Genomic DNA, 20943 nt, shown 5'->3' with positions numbered 1-20943 from the left:
ATGTATCACTTTTTACCATGCGGTAGATACGAGTAAGTAACCTCGTCCCCATATAGTTTTAATTTTAGTCGGATTTTGTGGATCATCATTAAATTTTTTGCGCAGTGCTGAAATAAGTACGTCAACACTTCTATCCAAGCCGTCATACTCACGGCCTTTTGTTGCTTTAAAAACAGCATCACGTGATACGACTTGACCCGCATTACTCGTTAAATAGTGAAGAAGTAAGTACTCTGCGCTGGATATATTTATATCAAGATCGTTTAATTTTACGCTTCTAGATTCTGTGTTAATACTCAGCGCGCCAACCGTTATTAATTTTTCGTTTGCCAGTGATTTGTTTGGTTCATTATTTTGGCGAAGTGCAGCTTTAATTCTAGCTAAAAGTGCACGAGGGCGAACTGGTTTCATGACATAGTCACTTGCACCAACTTCTAACCCTATTACTTCATCCATTTCTTCATCGCGTGCGGTGAGCATTATAATAGGGGAGTTATAAAAGCTACGCAGTTCTCTGCATACGCTAATTCCGTCTTGTCCAGGAAGCATAATATCAAGTAGGACAATGCTAGGATTTAAGGTTTTTACTTGGCCAATAACCTCGTCGCCTCGATGGCATACATGGGTCGTATAACCTTGCTCCGTTAAGTATTCTGCAACCCACTGAGCGAGCGATACATCATCTTCAACGAGTAAAATAGTGCCGTAGTTATTCATAAATTATCCTTAATGTGTTTATTAAAATAATCGCCAACGGCGTTTCTTTTGTCTGTTTTGATATACCCACTGTAGTTTTACTTCTGTAAGGCTAATAACTTTAGATGTATTACTATCAAAGAGCTCAAATGAGATACTCTGCTGTGAATCAAAAGCATAATTAAAAGTTCCTTCCTTTTGTTTAAGCCAGCATTGCATAATGTACTTTGAGGTCGCATCGCGTAAGCAGTAATTGCCAAACGTTGGCTGATGCCATGTTAGAGTGATATCAGCATAACAGTTTCTTCCTTCTCTAAGTGCGACACAAGTATCTGGAAGCGCAATAAGAGCATTGGGCATTTCATCTGCTTTTGATAAAAATGCCGTAGGGAAAAGCAGAAAAGCACAGACCCATCTAGAATACATAACGAAGGCCTACCTTGGCTTGGTGTTGATATCTTCGAGTAATAATAGGGCTTTCATCAATCTCATTTGAAAACCAAGTCGTCAGCCATCCTGCTAAAAAGACCCAATCTTGGTTAATTGGGTACTCAGCATGGAATTCAAACATCATACTGCTACTTGCATTTGTTCTATAAATTGGACGATCACTCGTCGCTTCACTACTGTCTATACCAAAATAATAATTGGTGAAGTCACTAGAGTAAGCACTCAACCCAACTCCAGTTCTAAACTCCCAGTTACGCCAGGGTAAAATATGGCTAAAAAAGGTATTTACGATCCAGCCATTATGTGTGCCAGAAATGTCATGAAGGTATTCAAAAGAAATTTGTGAGTTTTCAAATCGACGAGTTAATCTGAGTCCGGTATCAAAATCGTAGTTACGTGTTTTTATACCCCTTAACTCATCGATAATGCCATCATTGTATAGACCAAGTCCTTTATCGTTAAAGCCACTTTGAACATTTGTACCTAAAATATCGAGACCCCAATCAAACTTGTCTATCAGGCTGTAACCTACAACAAGGCCGCCACTTAGTTGATTATGATCAAAGTCGAGATAAAAATTTTCATAAGATAGGGCAAGTGTTAAGTCAACCAGCATTCCATGGTCATAAGAGTCGACACCTATTAGGTAAGAGTCACCGATATGATAACCAACACCAGCGCTCCAATCCCATGCAAAACCTTGAGTTGGCTCTAAGGTGTTATCAGCATAATAACGATTACTTGCCATACTTGAAGTACTAAAAATACTCATACATAGGAGTGTAATGATAAAAAAAGTATAATTAAGTAAAGCGTTTTTCATCTCAAAAGAGCCTAATTATTATATGTTATAAAGCGTAGTATATTGTTAATACGTTCCTTAAATCTGTAAAAAAATGTAGCAAACATTAGAAATTACTGAACTTTAATTTTATCGATTAATATACTGCTTAAATAAAATTGCATCATGGGGGTTAATGCACTTATTTCTGTACGATTACATGGACCGGTAAGCTTTGTTAAGCTTGATAACTTAGATAGTGTTTTGTAGCTAGGAATTTGTATTTCTTTACCTAACCTTGCTAAACGTGCCTCTTCTGTATTTTGCTGGTGGATAAAGGCAACAACTTCTAATTCATTCGTAATTTTTTGTTCTTCATTAAAACTATACACTAGCGGCTCACGATGAAAGCTTGCGCTGTCGATTGAAGACTTAGCAAACCAGACAATGTCGCCAGACTTTTTATGAGTTAGACGCATGCTGACTTGAGCAAAAATAGTGGCACATTGTTGAATTGGGTACTGTTGGGCAACCTCTGTATAAAACGAAAAGGGTTTTTGTGGCTGTTTAATTAAATATTTTGTATCGTCTGTAAATGACAAATCAAGCTGCTGTATAGTAAGAACATAGTCACTATTATTTTTTGTCGTTACTTTTAATGCTTTGTCGTTTAATGCTTGGCTTATTTGCGATAATAGTGTGTCTGTTAGGCTTGCTTTGTCTGAAATTATCTTAACAGTTTGATTTTTTATAACTTTATGCGCAGGTAATTGAACAGATTTAACTTTTGGTGACGAATGAGTCGTTTCATATTCAAGCTGGTATGTTTGGCTTTTTAAGTTAGGCTTCAACGGCATAGCCAAAGGCTCCGCTAGTTGTTTTGTGATAACACACCCGCTTAAAAATAAAATAAAAAGTGACACAACTAAAAAACGCATAAGTACTTCACACCCACTAAAAATACAATAATCGTCGTATTGTACGTTAGTCCAAACAAAACTTCATGATATTATGTACCTAGATGTAGTTTAAAAAGATAAAAATTATAAAAAATGAAGTACCTCCCCCCTGTATTGTATAGCCTTTTAGCGCTGTGTTTATTGCTTAGCTCAATAGATGTCGTAGCAAAAGCGGATCCCGGTTGGGATTCATTTGTAAAAAAGTACGGTCGCTATGCCGAAAAGAAACTAAAGAGTAAAGGTATTCCCGGTGCGGCATTATCGATAGTTAATATTCAAAATAGTGACTACATTCATCCGATAGGAGCTACCAAAGCACGTAATGGGCAAAGTATTGATGCTCATACTCGTTTTAGATTGGCATCTGTGTCTAAAACCTTTGCAGGTTCGTTAGCTGCAAAGCTAGCCTCTGACGGTATATTAAGGTTAGATGAACCAATAAGTAATTATATTCCAGAGTTCAAAAACACAGTGTATGAAGATGATTTAAAAGTATTTCACCTTTTAAGTCACTCAAGTGGTTTAGTACCAAATGCATACGATAACTTAATTGAGTCGCGTATGCGCTACCCCGATATTGTTGAAAAGCTACTTAGCGTTAAGCCAATTTGTGAACCCGGACAATGCTACGGTTATCAAAATGTAATGTTTAGCTTAATTGACGATGTAATTTTTCACGCTACAAATAAAAATTATTCCCAATGGTTAAGTAAAGCTGTTTTTTTACCTCTGAAAATGGCAGATGCCAGTTTAGGTTATGACGGTATGGTAAAAGATAAAAATTTTGCACTCCCTCACGTGCGTGGTAAAAAGCGTTGGTATACTGCTAAACTTAAAAAAAATTACTATAAAGTAGGGCCCGCAGCAGGTGTTAATGCCAGTGCTAGTGACATGGCTATTTGGTTAAAGGCGCAACTAGGACAATACCCTGATGTTCTATCGCTAGATGCGTTAGCAAAACAAACACGTCCTTATACACATACAAAAAAAGAACTGTATCGCAGGGTGTGGAAAAAGCATCTTAATGAAGCATATTACGGCTTAGGCTGGCGTGTTTATAACTACGCGGAAGAAACGCTTTATTATCATAGCGGGTGGGTGCAAGGCTATAGGAGTGATGTGGTTGTATTTCCTCACTTAAATATTGGTTTTAGCTTAATAGTTAATGCTGAAACTGGCGTAATCAATGAACTAACGACTGAATTCATCGACAGACTATTAGAATACAAACGAGGTAAAAAAATATGAATAATAAAATAATATTAGCAATCATTTTTTTAGTTATGTTATTTAATTGTAGTTTGGCATTTGCAACACCGGATGAAATATATTTGTTTCGTCATAGCGAAAAATTAGCGGGTAAAAATCCAGCGCTCTCAGAGGCGGGAAAGGCACGTGCAAATAATTTAGTTACTTTTTTTAAAGAATATCAAAAGATACATATTTTCAGCAGCAACTATAAACGTACGTTACAAACAGCAGCTCCTTTGCAGGCATATTTTAATATCGACGTAAATGTGTATAACGCAGGTGAGCTAAGTGATTTAAAAAATGAGTTACTAAAACTAAAAGGTGTAGTTGTTGTTATTGGGCACAGTAATACAACACCGCAATTAGCCGAGCTACTTTCGAATGAAAAAGTGCCAGCAATGAGTGAAACACAATTTACTCAGTACTTTATATTAAATAAGAAGCCCAGTAGTACTGGCAGTGAATATGATGTAACCCATCATAAAATGAGCTTTTAATTTAAAACGTTAAATAACAAAAAACCAGCATTAAGCCAGGGCAAGATCACGAACTTTACCTTGACTTAAAAGTATGATCTTATACTCCTTTTTTAAGGAGCATCCCCATGTCTAACATTCAGCTATTTAAATATTTCGAATCAATCGACGACCCTCGCCAACAAGGTAAAGTTGTTCATAAACTATTTGATATCATATTCTTAGCTGTTAGCGCTGTTGTTTCAGGCTGTCAGGGCTGGGAAGAGATTGAAGATTTTGGTCATGATAGACTAGATTGGCTCAGAAAATATGTTCTTCTTGAACAAGGGATCCCTCGCCATGACACAATTGCTCGTGTAATGAGCCGTATTGACATGACGCAATTCCAAGATTCCTTTTCTTCTTGGATGAAAGCCTGCTCCAAATTAACTCAAGGCGGTGTAGTTGCTATTGACGGTAAACGATTGAAAGGTTCATTTAATCAGTCAGATAGACGCGATGCGCTTTATATGATCAGTGCATTTGCATGCGAAAATGGTGTTGTTTTGGCACAATGCCCTGTTGATAAAAAGTCGAATGAAATAAAAGCGTTGCCAGAGCTGCTTGAATTATTAGAGATAAAAGGCTGCTTAGTAACGATTGACGCTATGGGGTGTCAAAAATCAATTGCAAAAAAAATAGTAGGTAAAGAAGCCGATTACTTACTTGCGGTAAAAGCAAACCATAAAAGGCTACTGTCACAAATAGAAGATGTGTTATTACCTGAGGTAGCACGACAAGCATCTGATGGGCTCTTGTTTAACGAAGCCGATTATCAAAAAAATAGAGAAGAATTTAGGTGCTGTGCAGTGAGCCATAACGTGAGCGGTTTATCAGAAACGATACACTGGGAAGGTGTAAAAACAGTGGGTGTTATTGTTTCTTATAGAAAAGAAAAAGGTAAATTAAGCAATGAGTTATGCTATAGATACTATATTAGTTCAGCGAATTTAACAGCGGAAGAACTCGCGAGAGGAGCACGACAACATTGGCAAATAGAAAATGGATTACATTGGCGTTTAGATGTAGGATTTAAAGAAGATGAGTGTCGAATTAGGCGCGAAGGTGCAGCACCTGTATTTGCGGGGCTGAGACACATCGCATTTAATCAGCTAAAAGCAGAAAAAAGTTTTAGTAAAGGCATGCCCGCAAAACAGAAAAAAGCTATGCGAAGTACAGCCTACCTTGAAACGGTACTGAACGCATAGACTTTTTTCATGCTCTTGCCCTGAGCATTAAGCTGGTTTTTTCATTAAACACACTAGGTTACTTAGAATAGTAATTTAGTTACGTGGTAAATGTATTTTTCTCTCAGCACTTTGAAGATAAAGTACAATAGTGTGACCAATTGTTTGTAACTTAGTCGCACCAGTTTCACGTACGATAGCTTCAAAAATAAGAGCTTTAGTTTCACGATCGTCAGTCGGTGCTTTCACTTTAATCAATTCGTGAATTTCTAACGCACTTTTAATTTCCATTACTACGCCTTCGGTTAAACCGTTAGAACCTAGTAAAACTACTGGCTTGAGGCTATGTGCCTGACCTTTTAAAAACTGCTTTTGTTTATTTGATAATGTCATGTTTATACAAATTTTGCTGAATATGGCTTGAATTAAGGGTATTCTACCGCCATCTAAAGAATATTACTAATTAGTTGCGTGTTAATTTATGACAAATAAAAAACAGTCAGCCAGTTCACAGCGATGGCTGAAAGAACATTTTGATGATAAATATGTTCAAGAAGCGCAAAAAAAAGGCTGGCGTTCTAGAGCGGTTTTTAAATTAGATGAAGTTCAGAACAGAGATAAGATACTGCGTCCGGGTATGACAGTGGTAGATTTAGGGGCCGCGCCGGGTAGTTGGTCACAGTATTTAGCCGAAAAAGTGGGTGATAAAGGTCAAGTAATAGCATGTGATATTTTACCGATGGATTCCCTTGCAGGTGTAGACTTCTTACAAGGTGACTTTCGTGAGGAGGCTGTATTAAATGCATTATTAAAACGCATTGATGGGAAAAATGTTGATGTGGTATTCTCTGACATGGCACCAAATATGAGTGGTAATAATTCAGTTGATCAAGCTGGTAGTATGTATTTGGTAGAGCTTGCATTAGATATGTGTAGCCAAGTGCTAAAGAAAAATGGTGCATTTATTGTTAAAGTGTTTCAAGGTGAAGGCTTTGATCAATACTTACAAGACGTACGTAATAGTTTTAAAGTAGTGAAGATACGTAAACCTGATGCCTCGCGTGCCCGTTCTCGGGAAGTATATATAGTAGCGACTGGATACAAACTGTAGTACAGTTGCTTGGCGTTTAGTTGAATTTAAATTAATTGGATACAAGAGGTTAACCCCTTGAGCGATATGGCGAAAAATTTAATACTATGGCTGGTCATTGCAGTTGTGCTGATGTCAGTCTTTCAGAGCTTTAATGGTGGCGATCAAGTTGATCGTCAGACAAGCTATAGTCAATTTGTTAAAGACGCCCGAAATGGCTCTATACAAGAAGTGGCAATTGAAAGTACCAGTGGGACAATTACAGGTACTAAAACCAGTGGCGAACGTTTTCAAACGATTATGCCTATTTATGACAAAGATATTTTAAATGACTTATTAAAAAGTAATGTGAATGTGAAAGGTGTAAAACCTGAAGAACAGTCATTTTTAGCAAGTATATTTATTTCTTGGTTCCCAATGATACTGCTTATTGGTGTATGGATATTCTTCATGCGTCAGATGCAAGGCGGCGGCGGTAAAGGCGCTATGTCATTTGGTAAGAGTAAAGCGCGTTTAATGAGCGAAGATCAAATTAAAACAACGTTTGCAGATGTTGCTGGTTGTGATGAAGCGAAAGAAGATGTTACCGAATTGGTAGACTTTTTACGTGACCCTTCTAAGTTTCAAAAACTTGGCGGTAGTATTCCTAAAGGCGTACTAATGGTTGGTCCTCCTGGTACTGGTAAAACGTTACTTGCAAAGGCTGTTGCGGGTGAAGCGAAAGTACCGTTTTTTACAATTTCTGGTTCAGATTTTGTTGAAATGTTTGTAGGTGTTGGTGCATCACGTGTACGTGACATGTTTGAGCAAGCTAAAAAAGCAGCGCCTTGTATTATCTTTATAGATGAGATTGATGCTGTTGGTCGTAAACGTGGTGCTGGTATGGGCGGCGGTAACGACGAACGTGAGCAAACACTTAACCAAATGCTAGTAGAAATGGATGGCTTTGGTGGTAACGAAGGTATTATCGTTATTGCAGCAACTAACCGACCAGATGTATTAGACCCAGCATTACTTCGTCCAGGTCGTTTTGACCGTCAAGTAGAAGTAGGTTTACCTGATATTCGTGGCCGTGAGCAAATACTTAAAGTACACATGCGTAAGGTGCCATTAGGCGATAACGTTGAAGCGGCACTTATTGCAAGAGGTACCCCAGGTTTCTCCGGTGCTGATTTAGCAAACTTAGTAAATGAAGCTGCACTTTATGCCGCACGTGGCAATAAGCGTGTTGTAAGTATGGCTGAATTTGACGCTGCTAAAGATAAAATCATGATGGGTGCAGAACGCAAAACCATGGTGATGAGCGAGCAAGAAAAAGCAATGACTGCGTATCATGAAGCAGGTCACGCAATTGTGGGCCGTATGGTTCCTGAACATGATCCAGTTTACAAAGTATCTATTATTCCACGTGGCCGTGCGCTAGGTGTAACAATGTACTTGCCTGAACAAGACCGTGTTAGTCATTCAAAAGAGCTTTTAGAATCAATGATTTCTAGCCTTTACGGTGGTCGAATTGCTGAAGCGCTTATTTATGGTGCTGATAAAGTAACAACAGGTGCGAGTAATGATATTGAACGAGCTACAGATATTGCTCGTAAAATGGTTACACACTGGGGTTTAAGTGAAAAGCTAGGTCCGTTACTTTACGCTGAAGATCAAAATGAAATGTATATGGGTGGCGGCGGCAGTCGTGCATCTAGCATGTCAGACGACACAGCAAAGATAATTGATGCAGAGGTTCGATTACTTTCAGATCGTAACTATCAACGAGCAGAAGAAATATTAAAAGAAAACATTGATATTCTTCACTCAATGAAAGATGCCCTGATGAAGTATGAAACTATTGATGCTAAGCAAATTGATGATTTAATGGCACGCCAACCAGTGCGTGAACCGCGTGATGCACATGACCGCCATGAAGCAAAACCGGTAAAAGCTGAAGAATCTCAAGAGCCAGTTAGCGATGAGAGTCAAAAATCGGATGATTCATCGAAAAAAGATGAAACAAACCTTGATGATAAAGCTGAATAATCGTTAAAATAGCGAATGAAAGCCCCGTACTTCGGGGCTTTTTTGTATCAGTTATTTATACCAATTTTATTGATGGATGTTCATTCTAGCGAATTAAATAACTCACTAACTTCGCTGAGAAATTATTTATATAGAATAACTATATATCATAATTCCGCCTTGTAATTAAGCTATTTACTTATCGCTATAATAGATCATTAATTTAATTTTATTGGAAAAAGAATAAAGGTTGGCAATGACTAACATATTAAAGCTTCCCAGAGGACGTACGCTTAATATTGAAAAGCCCGTTATTATGGGAATATTAAATGTAACGCCGGATTCATTTTCTGATGGTGGGCTGTTTTTAGACCCAACAATAGCACTGAAACGTGCAATGCAGTTATTGGATGATGGTGCGAAAATTGTAGACATAGGCGGAGAATCTACCCGCCCCGGCGCACCAAATGTGAGTTTGAAAGATGAACTTGCCCGCGTAATTCCCGCTATTAAAGCAATACGTGAGCACAGTGATTGCGTTATTTCAATTGATACCAGTAAAGCGCAAGTAATGGAACAAGCAATACTCGCAGGGGCTGATATAGTCAACGATGTAAGAGCTTTGCAAGAATTAGATGCGTTAGAAACGGTTGCGTACTATGAAGATGTAGCAATTTGTTTAATGCATATGCAAGGGCAACCTCGCAGTATGCAATGTGCACCTCATTATGATGATTTGTTTGCAGATATAAATATGTTTTTTAGTCAACGTATTAAAGCCTGTGAAACAGCCGGGATTAAGTTTGAACGACTTATCCTAGATCCCGGTTTTGGATTTGGAAAAACGCTTAACCATAACTATCAAATATTGGCTAAGTTTAATGATTTTAATAAATTGGGTTTGCCATTATTGGCTGGTTTATCTCGTAAATCGATGATAGGTAATTTATTAAATAGAGAAACAAGTGAGCGATTGGCAGGTAGCTTAGCAGGTGCGCTAATCGCGGCGCAAAATGGCGCAAAAATTATTCGCGTACATGACGTAAAAGAAACCGCAGACGTGCTTAGTGTATTACGAGCCTGCGAACAAGGAATACAATAATGAAAGAAAGAAAATATTTTGGCACTGATGGAGTGCGTGGATTAGTTGGTACAGCACCTATTAACCCAGAGTTTGCTATGAAATTAGGTTGGGCTGCAGGGCGTGTTTTATCTCTGGGTGGCACTAAAAAAGTAATTATTGGTAAAGATACACGTATCTCAGGTTATATGCTTGAAACAGCACTTGAAGCTGGGTTAATTGCCGCAGGTATTGACGTCGTGTTACTTGGCCCTATGCCAACGCCTGCTGTTGCCTATTTAGCGCAAACGTTTCGTGCGGAAGCGGGAATTGTAATTAGTGCATCACACAACCCTTATTACGATAATGGTATTAAGTTTTTTAACGGACAAGGCCTAAAGCTAGCTGATTCCGTAGAGCTTCAAATAGAAGCGATGCTTGATGAGCCAATGACTTGCGTTGCATCTGATAAATTAGGTAAAGCATCTCGTTTAGTCAGTGCAGATGGTCGTTACATAGAATTTTGTAAAAGTCAGTTTCCACAAGGTTTGTCATTAGAGGGTCTCAAAGTCGTCGTTGATTGTGCTAATGGTGCTACATATCATATTGCTCCTTCTGTTATGCGCGAACTTGGTGCTGAAGTAATTACCCATGCGTGTGAGCCAAATGGCGTAAACATAAATCATGAATGTGGTGCTACACACGTAGATACACTTAAACGTAAAGTACTTGAATTTAAAGCAGACGTAGGTATTGCTTATGATGGTGATGGTGATCGCGTTATGATGGTTGATCATAATGGCCGTGTATTTGATGGTGATGATCTAGTTTATATAATTGCGTGTCAAGCAGCCCAAGAAGATAACTTAGGTGGTGGCGTAGTTGGGACTGTTATGTCTAACATGGGTCTTGAAAATGCTTTAAAAGCCAAAGGAATTGAGTTCGCACGTAGTAAAGTAGGCGATCGCTACGTTATGGAATTACTACAACAGAAGGGTTGGAAAATTGGTGGGGAAAGCTCGGGCCATGTTCTAAATCTAGATTTGATAAGTACCGGAGATGGTATTATTTCAAGCCTACAAGTATTGGCTGCAATGGTTGCACAAAACCGTACTCTACAAGACTTAGGTGCAGGCTTTACTAAATACCCAATGAAAATGATTAACGTACGTTATACACCGGGAACTGATCCAACGAGTACAACAGAGGTCCTTGCAGCTGTTGCCGAAGTAGAGAAAAGCTTAGGCGATAAAGGGCGCGTTTTACTTCGTAAATCAGGTACTGAGCCTGTTGTGCGTGTTATGGTTGAAGCAGAACAAGAAAAAATAGTACTCGATAGTGCGCAAAAAATTGCGACAGTTGTCGAATCTATGAGCAAATAAACTGATTGATAACAATAACCTCTTGTAACTTTGGGCGAGAAAAGTTAATATCTCGCCCGCTTTCTAATGTGGAGTGGAAAAATGGCAATACGCAAGCCAATGGTCGCAGGCAACTGGAAAATGAACGGTTCGTTAGAGCTAATTAAAGAAATGTCTGGTGCCATCAACAATGTTAAATCAAAAGAGATAGACATTGTCTTATTTCCCCCTTTCCCATTAGTATCATCAATGGTTTTAACCGGAGTCTGTACAGGAGCGCAAACTGTTTCTGAAAACGAACCAGGCGCCTTTACCGGTGAAGTTGATGCGAAACTTATTAAAGATTTAGGCGCGAAGTACGTGCTAGTAGGTCATTCAGAACGACGTAGTATTTATAATGAAAGTAATACTACGGTCGCTGAAAAATTTGCTCGAGCTCAAAATGTTGGTCTCATTCCAATCTTATGTGTGGGTGAAAGTGAAACAGAGCAAGAAAATGGTAAAACTGAGCTTGTCGTTTCTACACAAATTGATGCAATAATTAATAAATTAGGTGTAGCGGCACTAAAAGATTCTGTGATAGCATACGAACCCGTTTGGGCCATCGGCACAGGTAAAACTGCATCGCCAGAACAGGCACAAAACGTTCACAAATTTATCCGTGATAAAATTGCTTCATTAGATGGCAATTTAGCACAAGGGCTTACCATCTTATATGGTGGTAGCGTTAATGAAAAAAATAGCGAATTATTATTTGCACAAACAGATATAGACGGTGGCCTAATTGGTGGTGCTAGTCTAAAAGCAGATTCATTTATTGCAATTTGTAAAAGTGCAGAAGGAACCGTATAAGATGTACGAAATTTTATTAGTAGTTTATTTAGTTGTTGCCTTGGCATTAGTTGGTATGGTTTTAATCCAACAAGGTAAAGGCGCAGATATGGGCTCTTCATTTGGTGCCGGTGCGTCTGCTACTGTTTTTGGATCGTCAGGTGCTGGTAATTTCATGACGAAAACAACGACAAGTTTGGCAACTGTATTTTTTGTTTTAAGCATTGTTTTAGGTAACCTTACTGCGGGTCAAATTAAAAAGACTGACGAATGGGAAAATCTAGAAGCAGCGCCTGCAGTTGAAACAGTGTCTCCTGTAGAAGAGGATGTTCCTGTAACATCTACGAAAGAGAAAAGCTCTGACGTACCAAATTAATTTAACTTAAATAAATGTTAGACGATTTATATTCCTCATTTAAATCATTAAGTTTAACACTTAAGCGAAAGCTTGAAATGCGGATGTGGTGGAATTGGTAGACACGCCACCTTGAGGGGGTGGTGCTTTAGGGCGTGGGGGTTCAAGTCCCCCCATCCGCACCAAATTTAATAAACCAGTAACAGCAATGTTACTGGTTTTTTTTTAATAAAAATAATTTTGATTGTTTTTCGAACTACTCAGCCTGTTTTTAAATTATTTCATATAAATTCGCGAAAAATCACAAAAAAACTAGAAATATTACAAATATAGTTAACACTTATGGTTATTAAGCCGATAATAGTTATAGACAATAAAATAAGGTAATCAATATGGCCGCAGGCTTCTCTTTTCAAAACCTAAGCATAACTAAAAAAATACATGCAATAACATGTATTGCAGTTTTGGCTTTTTTAGCGATCGTTCTGATCAATTATTTTGCAATGAATGATAATAGGATATCACTTAATGAAATGGAGAGCTCTACATACAAGGTTGTTAAGCTTACTTCAGAAAATGTTAGTACTTTAGAAAAGTTAGACGAGCTTTATACTCAAGCTGTCACATTCGGTGAGCAAGACCTTGTTGTTAAAGCAAGTGACACTTATAAATTGTTAGAAACGAATATTAATTTAATTGAACAGATAAATGAATCCTATATAAACAGTGAGACAAAAAAGCAGTTAGCTAATTATGAAGAGATATCTTCGATTATTGCCAATGGGATGGTTAGTGGCACTGCTGATTTTAGTAAAATTCAACAGCAAGCTCAGTTAAAAACATCTCTTTATAACGAGGTCTTAAGTAATTTTAAAAGTGCGCAACAAAAAGCAGACAATCGTTTTTTTGAACTTGTTACTAGTACCAAAGATCGTTCTGACTATGCATTAACTTTAATGCTAGTCGTATCCGTCGTATCGTTAATATTACTATTATTTATGGCCGTCTGGATTGCCAGAGGGATTGGTTCGTCAGCTAGTGATGCTGCAAATAACTTAAGCTTATTAGCAAGCGGTAAAGGCTCTCTTAGTACACAATTAAAAGTAAGCTCTGAAGATGAAATAGGGCAAGTATCAATTAACTTTAATGCGTTTATTACTCTGCTTAGAGAAACTGTACTTGAGGTTATTGCCGTGTGCGAACCTTTGATGGAAAATTCTACGCGACTTGTTCAGGGGATGGAGCAAGCTGAGCGTGCCACAACGAAACAAACTACCGATGCTGAAATTGTTAAGCAATCAATGGAAGAAATGAAGCAAAGCGTTGGTGATATCTCTCAATCAGCCGCTAGTGCTTCCCATGCTGCTGAAACAGCAGAAAAAGAGGTCGAACAAAGCAGAACTCAAGTACAGATGTCAGTAACTGCATCTCGCACGCTTAGTAATGAAATAAACCAAGCTGCTACTACAATAAATAAACTGGCGGATGATACAAAAAATGTATCACAAATATTGAATGTAATTACTTCTATTGCAGATCAAACTAATTTACTTGCACTTAACGCCGCCATTGAGGCAGCTCGTGCTGGTGAGCATGGCCGTGGTTTTGCTGTTGTAGCTGATGAAGTTCGAGAATTAGCATCTCGTACAGCACATTCGACCAATGAAATACGCGAGTTATTAGGTGCATTAACAACGGCTGCTAATGAATCTGTGACAGCGATGACTTCGGCAAGAGACATGGCTACTGATAATGCGACCGCAGCAGAAAAAACAGGGATTTCTATTGAAAAAATTGCAGAGCAAATGCTCGAGATAAATGGAATGAACTCTCAAATAGCTGCTGCTACGGAAGAACAAACCTCTGTAGCTGCAATGGTAGTAGAAAACGTATCGAATATGCACGTATCGTTTGAGGATACCATGGACTCATTATTGGCAGCACGTGATGTTGCTAAAAACCTTCATTACCTATCAGATAACTTATTAGATGCAACAGCTAAATTTAGAATAGAGTAGTAATACTTTTAAGTAACTATATTTATTAAAACTAAAAAAACCACAATTAAAAATAATTGTGGTTTTTTTTATTCATCAGTAAATTAAAATTTACCAACTACCTTTACGCTATCATTGACCTTTGCACTATCAACATAACCTATTGCGTCGTTGTTTGCTGCAACAAAGTCGAGTACTGCTTGATCATTATCTAGCTTTTCAGGAGGGGTTCCTTTACCTGTAAATACCAGCTTTGACCAATAGGCATTGAGCTGACTACTCGATTTACCAACAACCTTATCATTAAACTCATCGGCAACACTATTGCCATTTTGGTTGACTGGATTCACTTTCGCACCATTATCAAATGATTTACTTTTACCTAAATAAATCTTTTTGATTGTATCTGCATCAAGGTTACTTGTATTACTCGCATTTACGATAACAGCTACCTCAGCAGAGGCGCTGATTGAGCATAATGTTAGTGCACTGGCTAAAATTAACTTCTTCATGGTTTGCTCCAATTAAAATACTAGGTCTATGCCTACAGCAATAACATCAGTTTCTGTATCTGTTATGTCATCTTCAAATCGACTAAAATCTATTTTAAATGCAGCAGAAGGGTGGAAGTCGTATCGAGCACCAATAGTGTAAACATTACTTTGTGCACGAACACCTTCTAAAGCGCCATTCACTGCGGCATTAAGACTTGGAATCGCTTGAATTTTATCAAAACGAGAAGAATCATGTTTATCGTCATTGTCTTCATAGGTGAAATGAATGATGACGTCATCTAATCTGTAACCTACTGATGCATAATATTGAGATTGCTCAGCTAAAATACTGTTCTCAACTTCAAGCTGTGTGTATTCTGCATCAAACAAAATGTCGTTGTAGTCAATTGAAAAACCTAAACCAATGAATGTGCTATTATCTTCATCAATAGCTATATCATCCGCTAGGCTAGTCAAATTACTTGCTCTAAGTATATCTTCCAGGCCGTTCAATGCTGCGCCTGTTGAGTCATTTGAATCAAGCTCAAAAGAGGTTTCAGCAACTAAGTAAGCTGCACGGAGGCTTAACCAATCGCGAGACATTGTCCAGTTTATACCTGCAAAATTGTTTAACTCGGCTTTATCGTTAGCACTTACAGCATCAATTTCACCATCAAAACCACCGTAAATAACCTGTAGGGTTGAATCCCAATCACCTAATTGAGTGTTGTGTAGTAGACTTAAGCCTTCATAAGTTGAAAATGGAATGTTGTAAACAGATTGTGGAGGCCTAACCCATCTATAGGCATAGCCTACATCAATAAAGTCAGAATAACGGTAAAAAGGAACTCGCATTTTACCTGCGCTTAACTGCAACTCATCTGAAAACTCATAAGTAACATATGCCCACTCAAACTCCGCGTCGAAATCATTATCACCACGGGCTACAATTTGAGCTGTTGCGCTTAACTTATCTTGCAAATCCGCAGATAACTGCAGCGCAAATACACTTTCGTTTTTAAACGAAATGTTGTCGTCATACCCATATAATGTGCTATCACTATCTAGGCTTTTTCCGCCAACAATTGATGCAAATCCATTTATTCGTACTTCAGCACTTGTATAACTTGATACTAAAGCTGCACATACCGCTACTGCTACAGATAGCTTTTTCATATGTATTTCCTGTTTAATTTAAATGTTGATTTCATTTTCATTATAGGTACTTATTTAAAATATATCTAATAAATAGAGACGTTTATAATATTATATAAAATATAAGTGCTTCTTTTTAAAGGTGATAATAATAATTATACGAATTGTTGTTATTTGTTATATTAATAATGTGACTCCCGACACAGGATAAGTATTGACGATTAATATTGTTGGGATTATTGAGGTTTTAATTAGTTGAAAATGGAAGGTCATTCAATGACAAGAAAAATTGTAACTTAGCAGGCTAAGTTACAATTTTTGTATTTTTTGTTAATTCATATTTTAAATATGTGTATTGCTAACGCTGTTTTATATCGGATAAGCACTTAACAATAAGGTTAGTCTCAAAACTTTCCAACGACCTTGACTTTATCATTTACTTTCCCACTTTCGACATAACCTATAGCATCACCATTTGCTGCTACAAAATCTAGCACTGCTTGGTCGTTATCTAATTTTACAGGGGGAGTTCCTTTGCCTGTAAATATAAGTTTCGACCAGTATGCATTAAGTTGGTTACTCGATTTTCCAACAACTTTATCATTAAATTCGTCGGCTATTGCATTGTCATTTTGATTTACAGGATTGACCTTTGTTCCATTGTCAAATGACTTACTTTTTCCTAAGTAGATCTTTTTGATTGTGTCCGCATCAATATTACTTGCGTTGCTCGGATTAATAATAACGGCTACTTCTGCAAAGGTGCTGATTGAGCACAATGAAAATACGCCAGCTAAAATAATTTTTTTCATCATTTGCTCCAATTAAAATACTAAATCAACGCCGACAGCAACAACATCAGTTTCAGTGTCTGTTATGTTATTTTCATATCGGCTGAAGTCAATTTTAAAGGCTGCTGAAGGATGAAAATCATAACGAACACCTATTGTATAGACATTATCTTGGGCATTGAATGCATCAAAAGAGCCATTAATTGCAGCGTTTAGTGCAGGGATCTCTGGTATTTGATCATAGCTTGATGAGTCATTAGCATCATCATTATCTTCATAAGTAAAATGAACAATTATTTCATCCATTCGATAACCGATAGATGCATAGTATTGTGTTTCTTCTGGTAGTAGGCTGTCACCTGGGTTTAACTTAGTGTATTCAGCATCAAAAAGCACATCATTATAATCTATAGAAAAGCCTAAAGCGTAAAACCGTGCATCTTCTTCATCTATATCTAAACTTTTTGCTTGCTCGACAAGACCATTTTCGTTCAATGTCGCTAATAAGCCATATAGTGAGCTATCGGTTGATAGCTCTGTAGATGACTCTGCCTGTAAATATGCTACTCGCGCACTAAACCAGTCTCGTGTTACAGACCAGTTAATACCAGTAAAATCATTTAATATAGTTTTAGAAGCAGAGCCGTTGAGGTTTCCATCATACGATCCATAAATAAGTTGTAATGAAGAGTCCCAATCACCCATTTGAGTATCATATAGCAAGCTTAATCCTTCATATGTTGAAAAAGCAATGCTATATACTGATTGTGGGGGACGTACCCATCTATATGCATAGCCTACATCTAAAAAATCAGAGTACTTATAAAATGGAGCTCGCATTTTACCTGCGCTTATTTGTATTTCATCGTTTAATTGATATGTTAAATAAGCCCATTCAAAATCGGCATCAAAATCATTGTCACCACGAGCAACAATCTGTGCAGTGGCTGTTAATTTCTCTTGTAAATCCGCTGATAATTGTAATGCAAAAACACTTTCATTTTTAAATGATATGTCGTCGTCATAACCATAAATAGTTTGCTCACTATCTAGACTTTTTCCGCCTATAATTGATGCAAAGCCATTAATTCTTACTTCGGCATTTACATAGTTTGTTGCAATCGCGCAACAAACCGCTACTGCTACTGATAGCTTATTCATGTATGTTTCCTACTTGTTGTTTAAATGTTAATTCACTTTAATTGTAGTAGCATAAAAACAATTTATCTAATTAACAGAATGATTTTGTTGTTTAACTTTATCATTTTACGAGATTAAGTCAGAAGGCTATAAATGTATAATGAAATTCTTTGATAAGTTTTATGTAGATAAACCCGAGCTGTGGTTGCGTTAATTAATTTGAGAACTGGATAATAAATCTATCTCGAATAGTTATTTTCAGCGCTAACTACGTTGAATTTACTTGCAGTAGGCAAGCTATTGACGCGTAAATTCGCCTTGTTTTTATTGAGAATATCGGGCTAAACAAAATAAATTTAAATATCACCATGATTCACTATATTAGTAAATCTCTTAACCAGAGTTCAGGTTAAGTAACAACATAAGTCGCTTTTATAGATGTTTTATGAAAAATTTATACATTTCTTTACAATTCTGCCATATAATACCCCTCCAGAGGAAAGATGCTATTTAGCGTCTTTTTTTATGCCTGAAATTTATATTATCAAAATATAAACGCATAACTAATCATACGGTATCCTTTGGAGAATATTTTGAAACTACGCAACCTCTCACAGCTAAGCATAGCAATTCTTGCTGCACTGACGACCTCAATACATGCTGAAGAAGCTAAAACAACAGCAAAACAAGATGCATTTGAAAAAATCGAAGTAACAGCGCGTAAACGTACAGAGAGTCTGTTCGAATCTCCAACCGCTATCACATCAATTGGTGCCAACTTAATTGATAAAGCCAATATGAGTAACCTTGAAGATATTGGAAAATATGTACCAAACCTTAATATTACTCGCTATGGCGTAGGTAATGCGGCTCATGCTTCAGTGTTTATTCGTGGCATTGGTTTGCAAGATCACATTATTACTACTGATCCTGGAGTCGGTGTTTATCTTGATGGTGTTTATTTAGGCCGTCAAATGGGCTCTAACTTATCATTACCAAATGTTGAGCGTGTTGAGGTACTTCGTGGTCCACAAGGTACTTTATATGGCCGTAATACATTAGGTGGTGCAGTAAATGTAATTACAAAACAACCCGGTGATGAAGGTATTATTACAACGACAGCAAAAGTTGGTAGCCGTGGGCGAATTGCTGGTGATGTGTATTTTAATAACGCGCTTTCTGATGATGTGAGTATGTCTGCCAGTGCATCGTACAAAACACGTGATGGTGTGGGCGAAGCTGTTAACTTAACGAATCCAGAAAAAGAAATAGGCGAAGAAGAAGAGTTTAGCGGTCGTATTGCACTTAAGTGGCAAGCTAATTCAGATTTAGCATTTACTTTTTCTTTAGATGGTGTTGATAATGAATCTGGCCAGTCGCCTTATACAATTGAGTTGACAGAACCCCTCGATCCAAATGATGTTTTTAATGGTGATTTCCCATTATTAACTCAAGATTTAATTCCATCAGACCCTGATGATCTAGGCACAACGGTTGCTGGTATTGAATCTACGTCTTACTCAGGTTGGGGTACATCGTTTACCGCTGATTGGGCAATTAACGATACTTATACTGCTAAATTCATTTCAAGCTACCGTACATCTGAGTATGAAGGTGGCCTAGATGATGATGCATCACCTTTAAACTTATCTGAATTCCCTGAAGAGGGCGGTGCAGATCAGTACTCTTTTGAAGTTCAGCTAAACGCCACATTCGATAATATGGACTTTGTATCGGGTCTTTACTTTTTTAATGAAGATGGCTTTACACGTTCAGGTCCGTTTGTTTTTAGCCCATTTAATACACCTAATGGTTTATTAAATGATGGTGTAACGGAATCGTTTGGTGGTTACGGCGACTTTGAAATTAACCAAGAAACTAACTCATATGCCGCGTACATCAATGCCAGCTACGATTTAACTGACGATTTAACGCTTGGTGGTGGTCTTCGCTATTCACAAGATGAAAAAGATGCAAATGTTATATTCCCATCATTCCCAACTCGTAAATATGTCAGTGCAGATTTTGATGCAGTTACGTGGGATATAAATGCTTCTTATCAGCTTAGCAATAATATGAATGTCTATGGGCAAGTTCAAAAAGGCTATCAAACAGGTGGTTTCCCACCGCGCCCATTTGGCGGGCCAGACCAGTTTGTATCGTTTGATGAAACAAAAGCGATTAACTACGAAATAGGCTTAAAGGGTCAAGTACACGAAAATGTGTCTATGATGCTTGCGGTATTTGTGACTGATTACACCGATTTAGCATTACCGTTCTCTGACCCTACTTCAGGTGGTGGGTTTGTGACTATTGTCGAAAATGCTGGTCAATCTAAAGCGCAAGGTATTGAGCTTGAAACAACAGTGGCTATTACTGATGATTTTACAATTAGAAGTGCGGTAGGCTACTTAGACTCTGAAATTACCGAAGTATCAGAAGGGGTTCAAGGTATTGGTAAAGGTGATTCACCAGCACTGACACCTCGCTGGACTGTAATGATTGCACCATCTTACTTTATGGATTTAAGTAATGGCGGAACGTTAGCACTTAATGCTAATTATTCATTTAGAAGTGATATGCAAGGTCAATCTGTTTTTAACAAAAGTGAAACGATTGATTCTCGAGAATTGGTTGGCTTTAATATTTCGTACACGAATCCATATGGCGATATGGAAGTAACGTTATACGGCGAGAATGTTCTAAATGAAGTTTATGATGTAGGTCGCTTACAACAATCAGGTTTTGTTGGTGTAATGCGCAGTAATGACCGCAGCGAGTTTGGTTTGAAATTCAAAAAAGATTTTGAGCTATAATTTG

General features: G+C 37.6%; 20 protein-coding genes and 1 tRNA gene. 12 read left to right on the top strand and 9 right to left on the bottom strand.

The genetic code is table 11. The annotated features are described in order from the left end of the window. Positions 1-12: 12 nt before the first annotated feature. The 4 genes from LOS73_RS16475 to LOS73_RS16460 form a co-directional block, all read right to left on the bottom strand. Positions 13-717, bottom strand: a complete 705-nt coding sequence (locus LOS73_RS16475; protein WP_007377791.1) for a response regulator transcription factor — start codon at positions 715-717, stop codon at positions 13-15. Between the two features lie 21 nt (positions 718-738). Continuing rightward, on the bottom strand, positions 739-1122 hold the full coding sequence (locus LOS73_RS16470; protein WP_033023763.1) for a DUF3019 domain-containing protein: 384 nt from the start codon (positions 1120-1122) through the stop codon (positions 739-741). Next, on the bottom strand, positions 1112-1969 hold the full coding sequence (locus LOS73_RS16465) for a MipA/OmpV family protein (protein WP_007377789.1): 858 nt from the start codon (positions 1967-1969) through the stop codon (positions 1112-1114). The genes LOS73_RS16470 and LOS73_RS16465 overlap by 11 nt, the downstream gene beginning before the upstream one ends. Before the next feature lie 92 nt (positions 1970-2061). Continuing rightward, positions 2062-2865 carry a hypothetical protein gene (locus LOS73_RS16460; RefSeq protein ID WP_457934001.1) on the bottom strand — a complete coding sequence of 268 codons (804 nt, stop codon included), beginning with the start codon at positions 2863-2865 and terminating at the stop codon, positions 2062-2064. Between the two features lie 114 nt (positions 2866-2979). Here LOS73_RS16460 and LOS73_RS16455 point away from each other — a divergent pair, with 114 nt between their 5' ends. From LOS73_RS16455 to LOS73_RS16445, 3 genes are all read left to right on the top strand, one after another. Next, positions 2980-4134, top strand: a complete 1155-nt coding sequence (locus LOS73_RS16455) for a serine hydrolase domain-containing protein (RefSeq protein ID WP_457934000.1) — start codon at positions 2980-2982, stop codon at positions 4132-4134. Next, positions 4131-4634 (top strand): SixA phosphatase family protein, encoded by a 504-nt coding sequence (locus LOS73_RS16450; RefSeq protein ID WP_007377786.1) that lies wholly within the window; start codon positions 4131-4133, stop codon positions 4632-4634. Before LOS73_RS16455 ends, LOS73_RS16450 begins: the two co-directional genes overlap by 4 nt. Before the next feature lie 107 nt (positions 4635-4741). Further along, positions 4742-5860, top strand: coding sequence for an ISAs1 family transposase (locus tag LOS73_RS16445; protein ID WP_457933999.1), 1119 nt, complete (start codon positions 4742-4744; stop codon positions 5858-5860). Positions 5861-5935: 75 nt separating this feature from the next. On the opposite strand, the gene yhbY is transcribed toward LOS73_RS16445, so the two are convergent. Next, on the bottom strand, positions 5936-6232 hold the full coding sequence (gene yhbY / locus LOS73_RS16440) for a ribosome assembly RNA-binding protein YhbY (protein WP_007377785.1): 297 nt from the start codon (positions 6230-6232) through the stop codon (positions 5936-5938). An 88-nt stretch (positions 6233-6320) separates the two neighbouring features. On the opposite strand from yhbY, the gene rlmE reads away from it, so the two are divergent. The 8 genes from rlmE to LOS73_RS16400 all read left to right on the top strand — a co-directional run bounded on the left by rlmE (position 6321) and on the right by LOS73_RS16400 (position 14564). Beyond that, positions 6321-6950 carry a 23S rRNA (uridine(2552)-2'-O)-methyltransferase RlmE gene (rlmE, locus tag LOS73_RS16435; protein ID WP_007377784.1) on the top strand — a complete coding sequence of 210 codons (630 nt, stop codon included), beginning with the start codon at positions 6321-6323 and terminating at the stop codon, positions 6948-6950. A 66-nt stretch (positions 6951-7016) separates the two neighbouring features. Then, positions 7017-8960, top strand: coding sequence for an ATP-dependent zinc metalloprotease FtsH (ftsH, locus tag LOS73_RS16430; RefSeq protein WP_033015932.1), 1944 nt, complete (start codon positions 7017-7019; stop codon positions 8958-8960). Positions 8961-9195: 235 nt separating this feature from the next. Next, a complete protein-coding gene (folP, locus tag LOS73_RS16425) occupies positions 9196-10041 on the top strand; it encodes a dihydropteroate synthase (RefSeq protein ID WP_457933998.1) in 846 nt (281 codons plus the stop codon). After that, positions 10041-11381, top strand: a complete 1341-nt coding sequence (glmM, locus tag LOS73_RS16420; protein WP_007377781.1) for a phosphoglucosamine mutase — start codon at positions 10041-10043, stop codon at positions 11379-11381. Before folP ends, glmM begins: the two co-directional genes overlap by 1 nt. 81 nt (positions 11382-11462) lie before the next feature. After that, a complete protein-coding gene (gene tpiA, locus LOS73_RS16415) occupies positions 11463-12212 on the top strand; it encodes a triose-phosphate isomerase (RefSeq protein WP_008136765.1) in 750 nt (249 codons plus the stop codon). Position 12213: 1 nt separating this feature from the next. Then, positions 12214-12567: a preprotein translocase subunit SecG gene (gene secG, locus LOS73_RS16410; protein WP_007377779.1), complete on the top strand. Its 354-nt coding sequence runs from the start codon at positions 12214-12216 to the stop codon at positions 12565-12567. A 79-nt stretch (positions 12568-12646) separates the two neighbouring features. Next, positions 12647-12731: transfer RNA gene (locus tag LOS73_RS16405), tRNA-Leu, on the top strand. 207 nt (positions 12732-12938) lie between these two features. Continuing rightward, positions 12939-14564: a methyl-accepting chemotaxis protein gene (locus tag LOS73_RS16400; protein WP_033023762.1), complete on the top strand. Its 1626-nt coding sequence runs from the start codon at positions 12939-12941 to the stop codon at positions 14562-14564. An 83-nt stretch (positions 14565-14647) separates the two neighbouring features. On the opposite strand, the gene LOS73_RS16395 is transcribed toward LOS73_RS16400, so the two are convergent. The 4 genes from LOS73_RS16395 to LOS73_RS16380 all read right to left on the bottom strand — a co-directional run bounded on the left by LOS73_RS16395 (position 14648) and on the right by LOS73_RS16380 (position 18144). Continuing rightward, positions 14648-15055, bottom strand: coding sequence for a type 2 periplasmic-binding domain-containing protein (locus tag LOS73_RS16395; protein WP_007377777.1), 408 nt, complete (start codon positions 15053-15055; stop codon positions 14648-14650). A gap of 12 nt (positions 15056-15067) precedes the next feature. Next, positions 15068-16213, bottom strand: coding sequence for a porin (locus LOS73_RS16390; protein ID WP_008136002.1), 1146 nt, complete (start codon positions 16211-16213; stop codon positions 15068-15070). Between the two features lie 383 nt (positions 16214-16596). Next, complete coding sequence (locus LOS73_RS16385) at positions 16597-17004, bottom strand: type 2 periplasmic-binding domain-containing protein (protein WP_033015656.1); 408 nt, start codon at positions 17002-17004, stop codon at positions 16597-16599. A 12-nt stretch (positions 17005-17016) separates the two neighbouring features. Continuing rightward, positions 17017-18144 (bottom strand): porin, encoded by a 1128-nt coding sequence (locus tag LOS73_RS16380; RefSeq protein ID WP_008136003.1) that lies wholly within the window; start codon positions 18142-18144, stop codon positions 17017-17019. A gap of 572 nt (positions 18145-18716) precedes the next feature. Between LOS73_RS16380 and LOS73_RS16375 the strand changes: the two genes are divergently transcribed. Next, positions 18717-20939 (top strand): TonB-dependent receptor, encoded by a 2223-nt coding sequence (locus tag LOS73_RS16375; RefSeq protein WP_457933997.1) that lies wholly within the window; start codon positions 18717-18719, stop codon positions 20937-20939. Positions 20940-20943: the final 4 nt, after the last annotated feature.

The sequence above is a fragment of the Pseudoalteromonas sp. SCSIO 43210 genome (genome assembly GCF_054133285.1).
The sequence above is the reverse complement of the archived record's forward strand: the minus strand, read 5'-3'. Positions and strand labels throughout refer to the sequence as shown.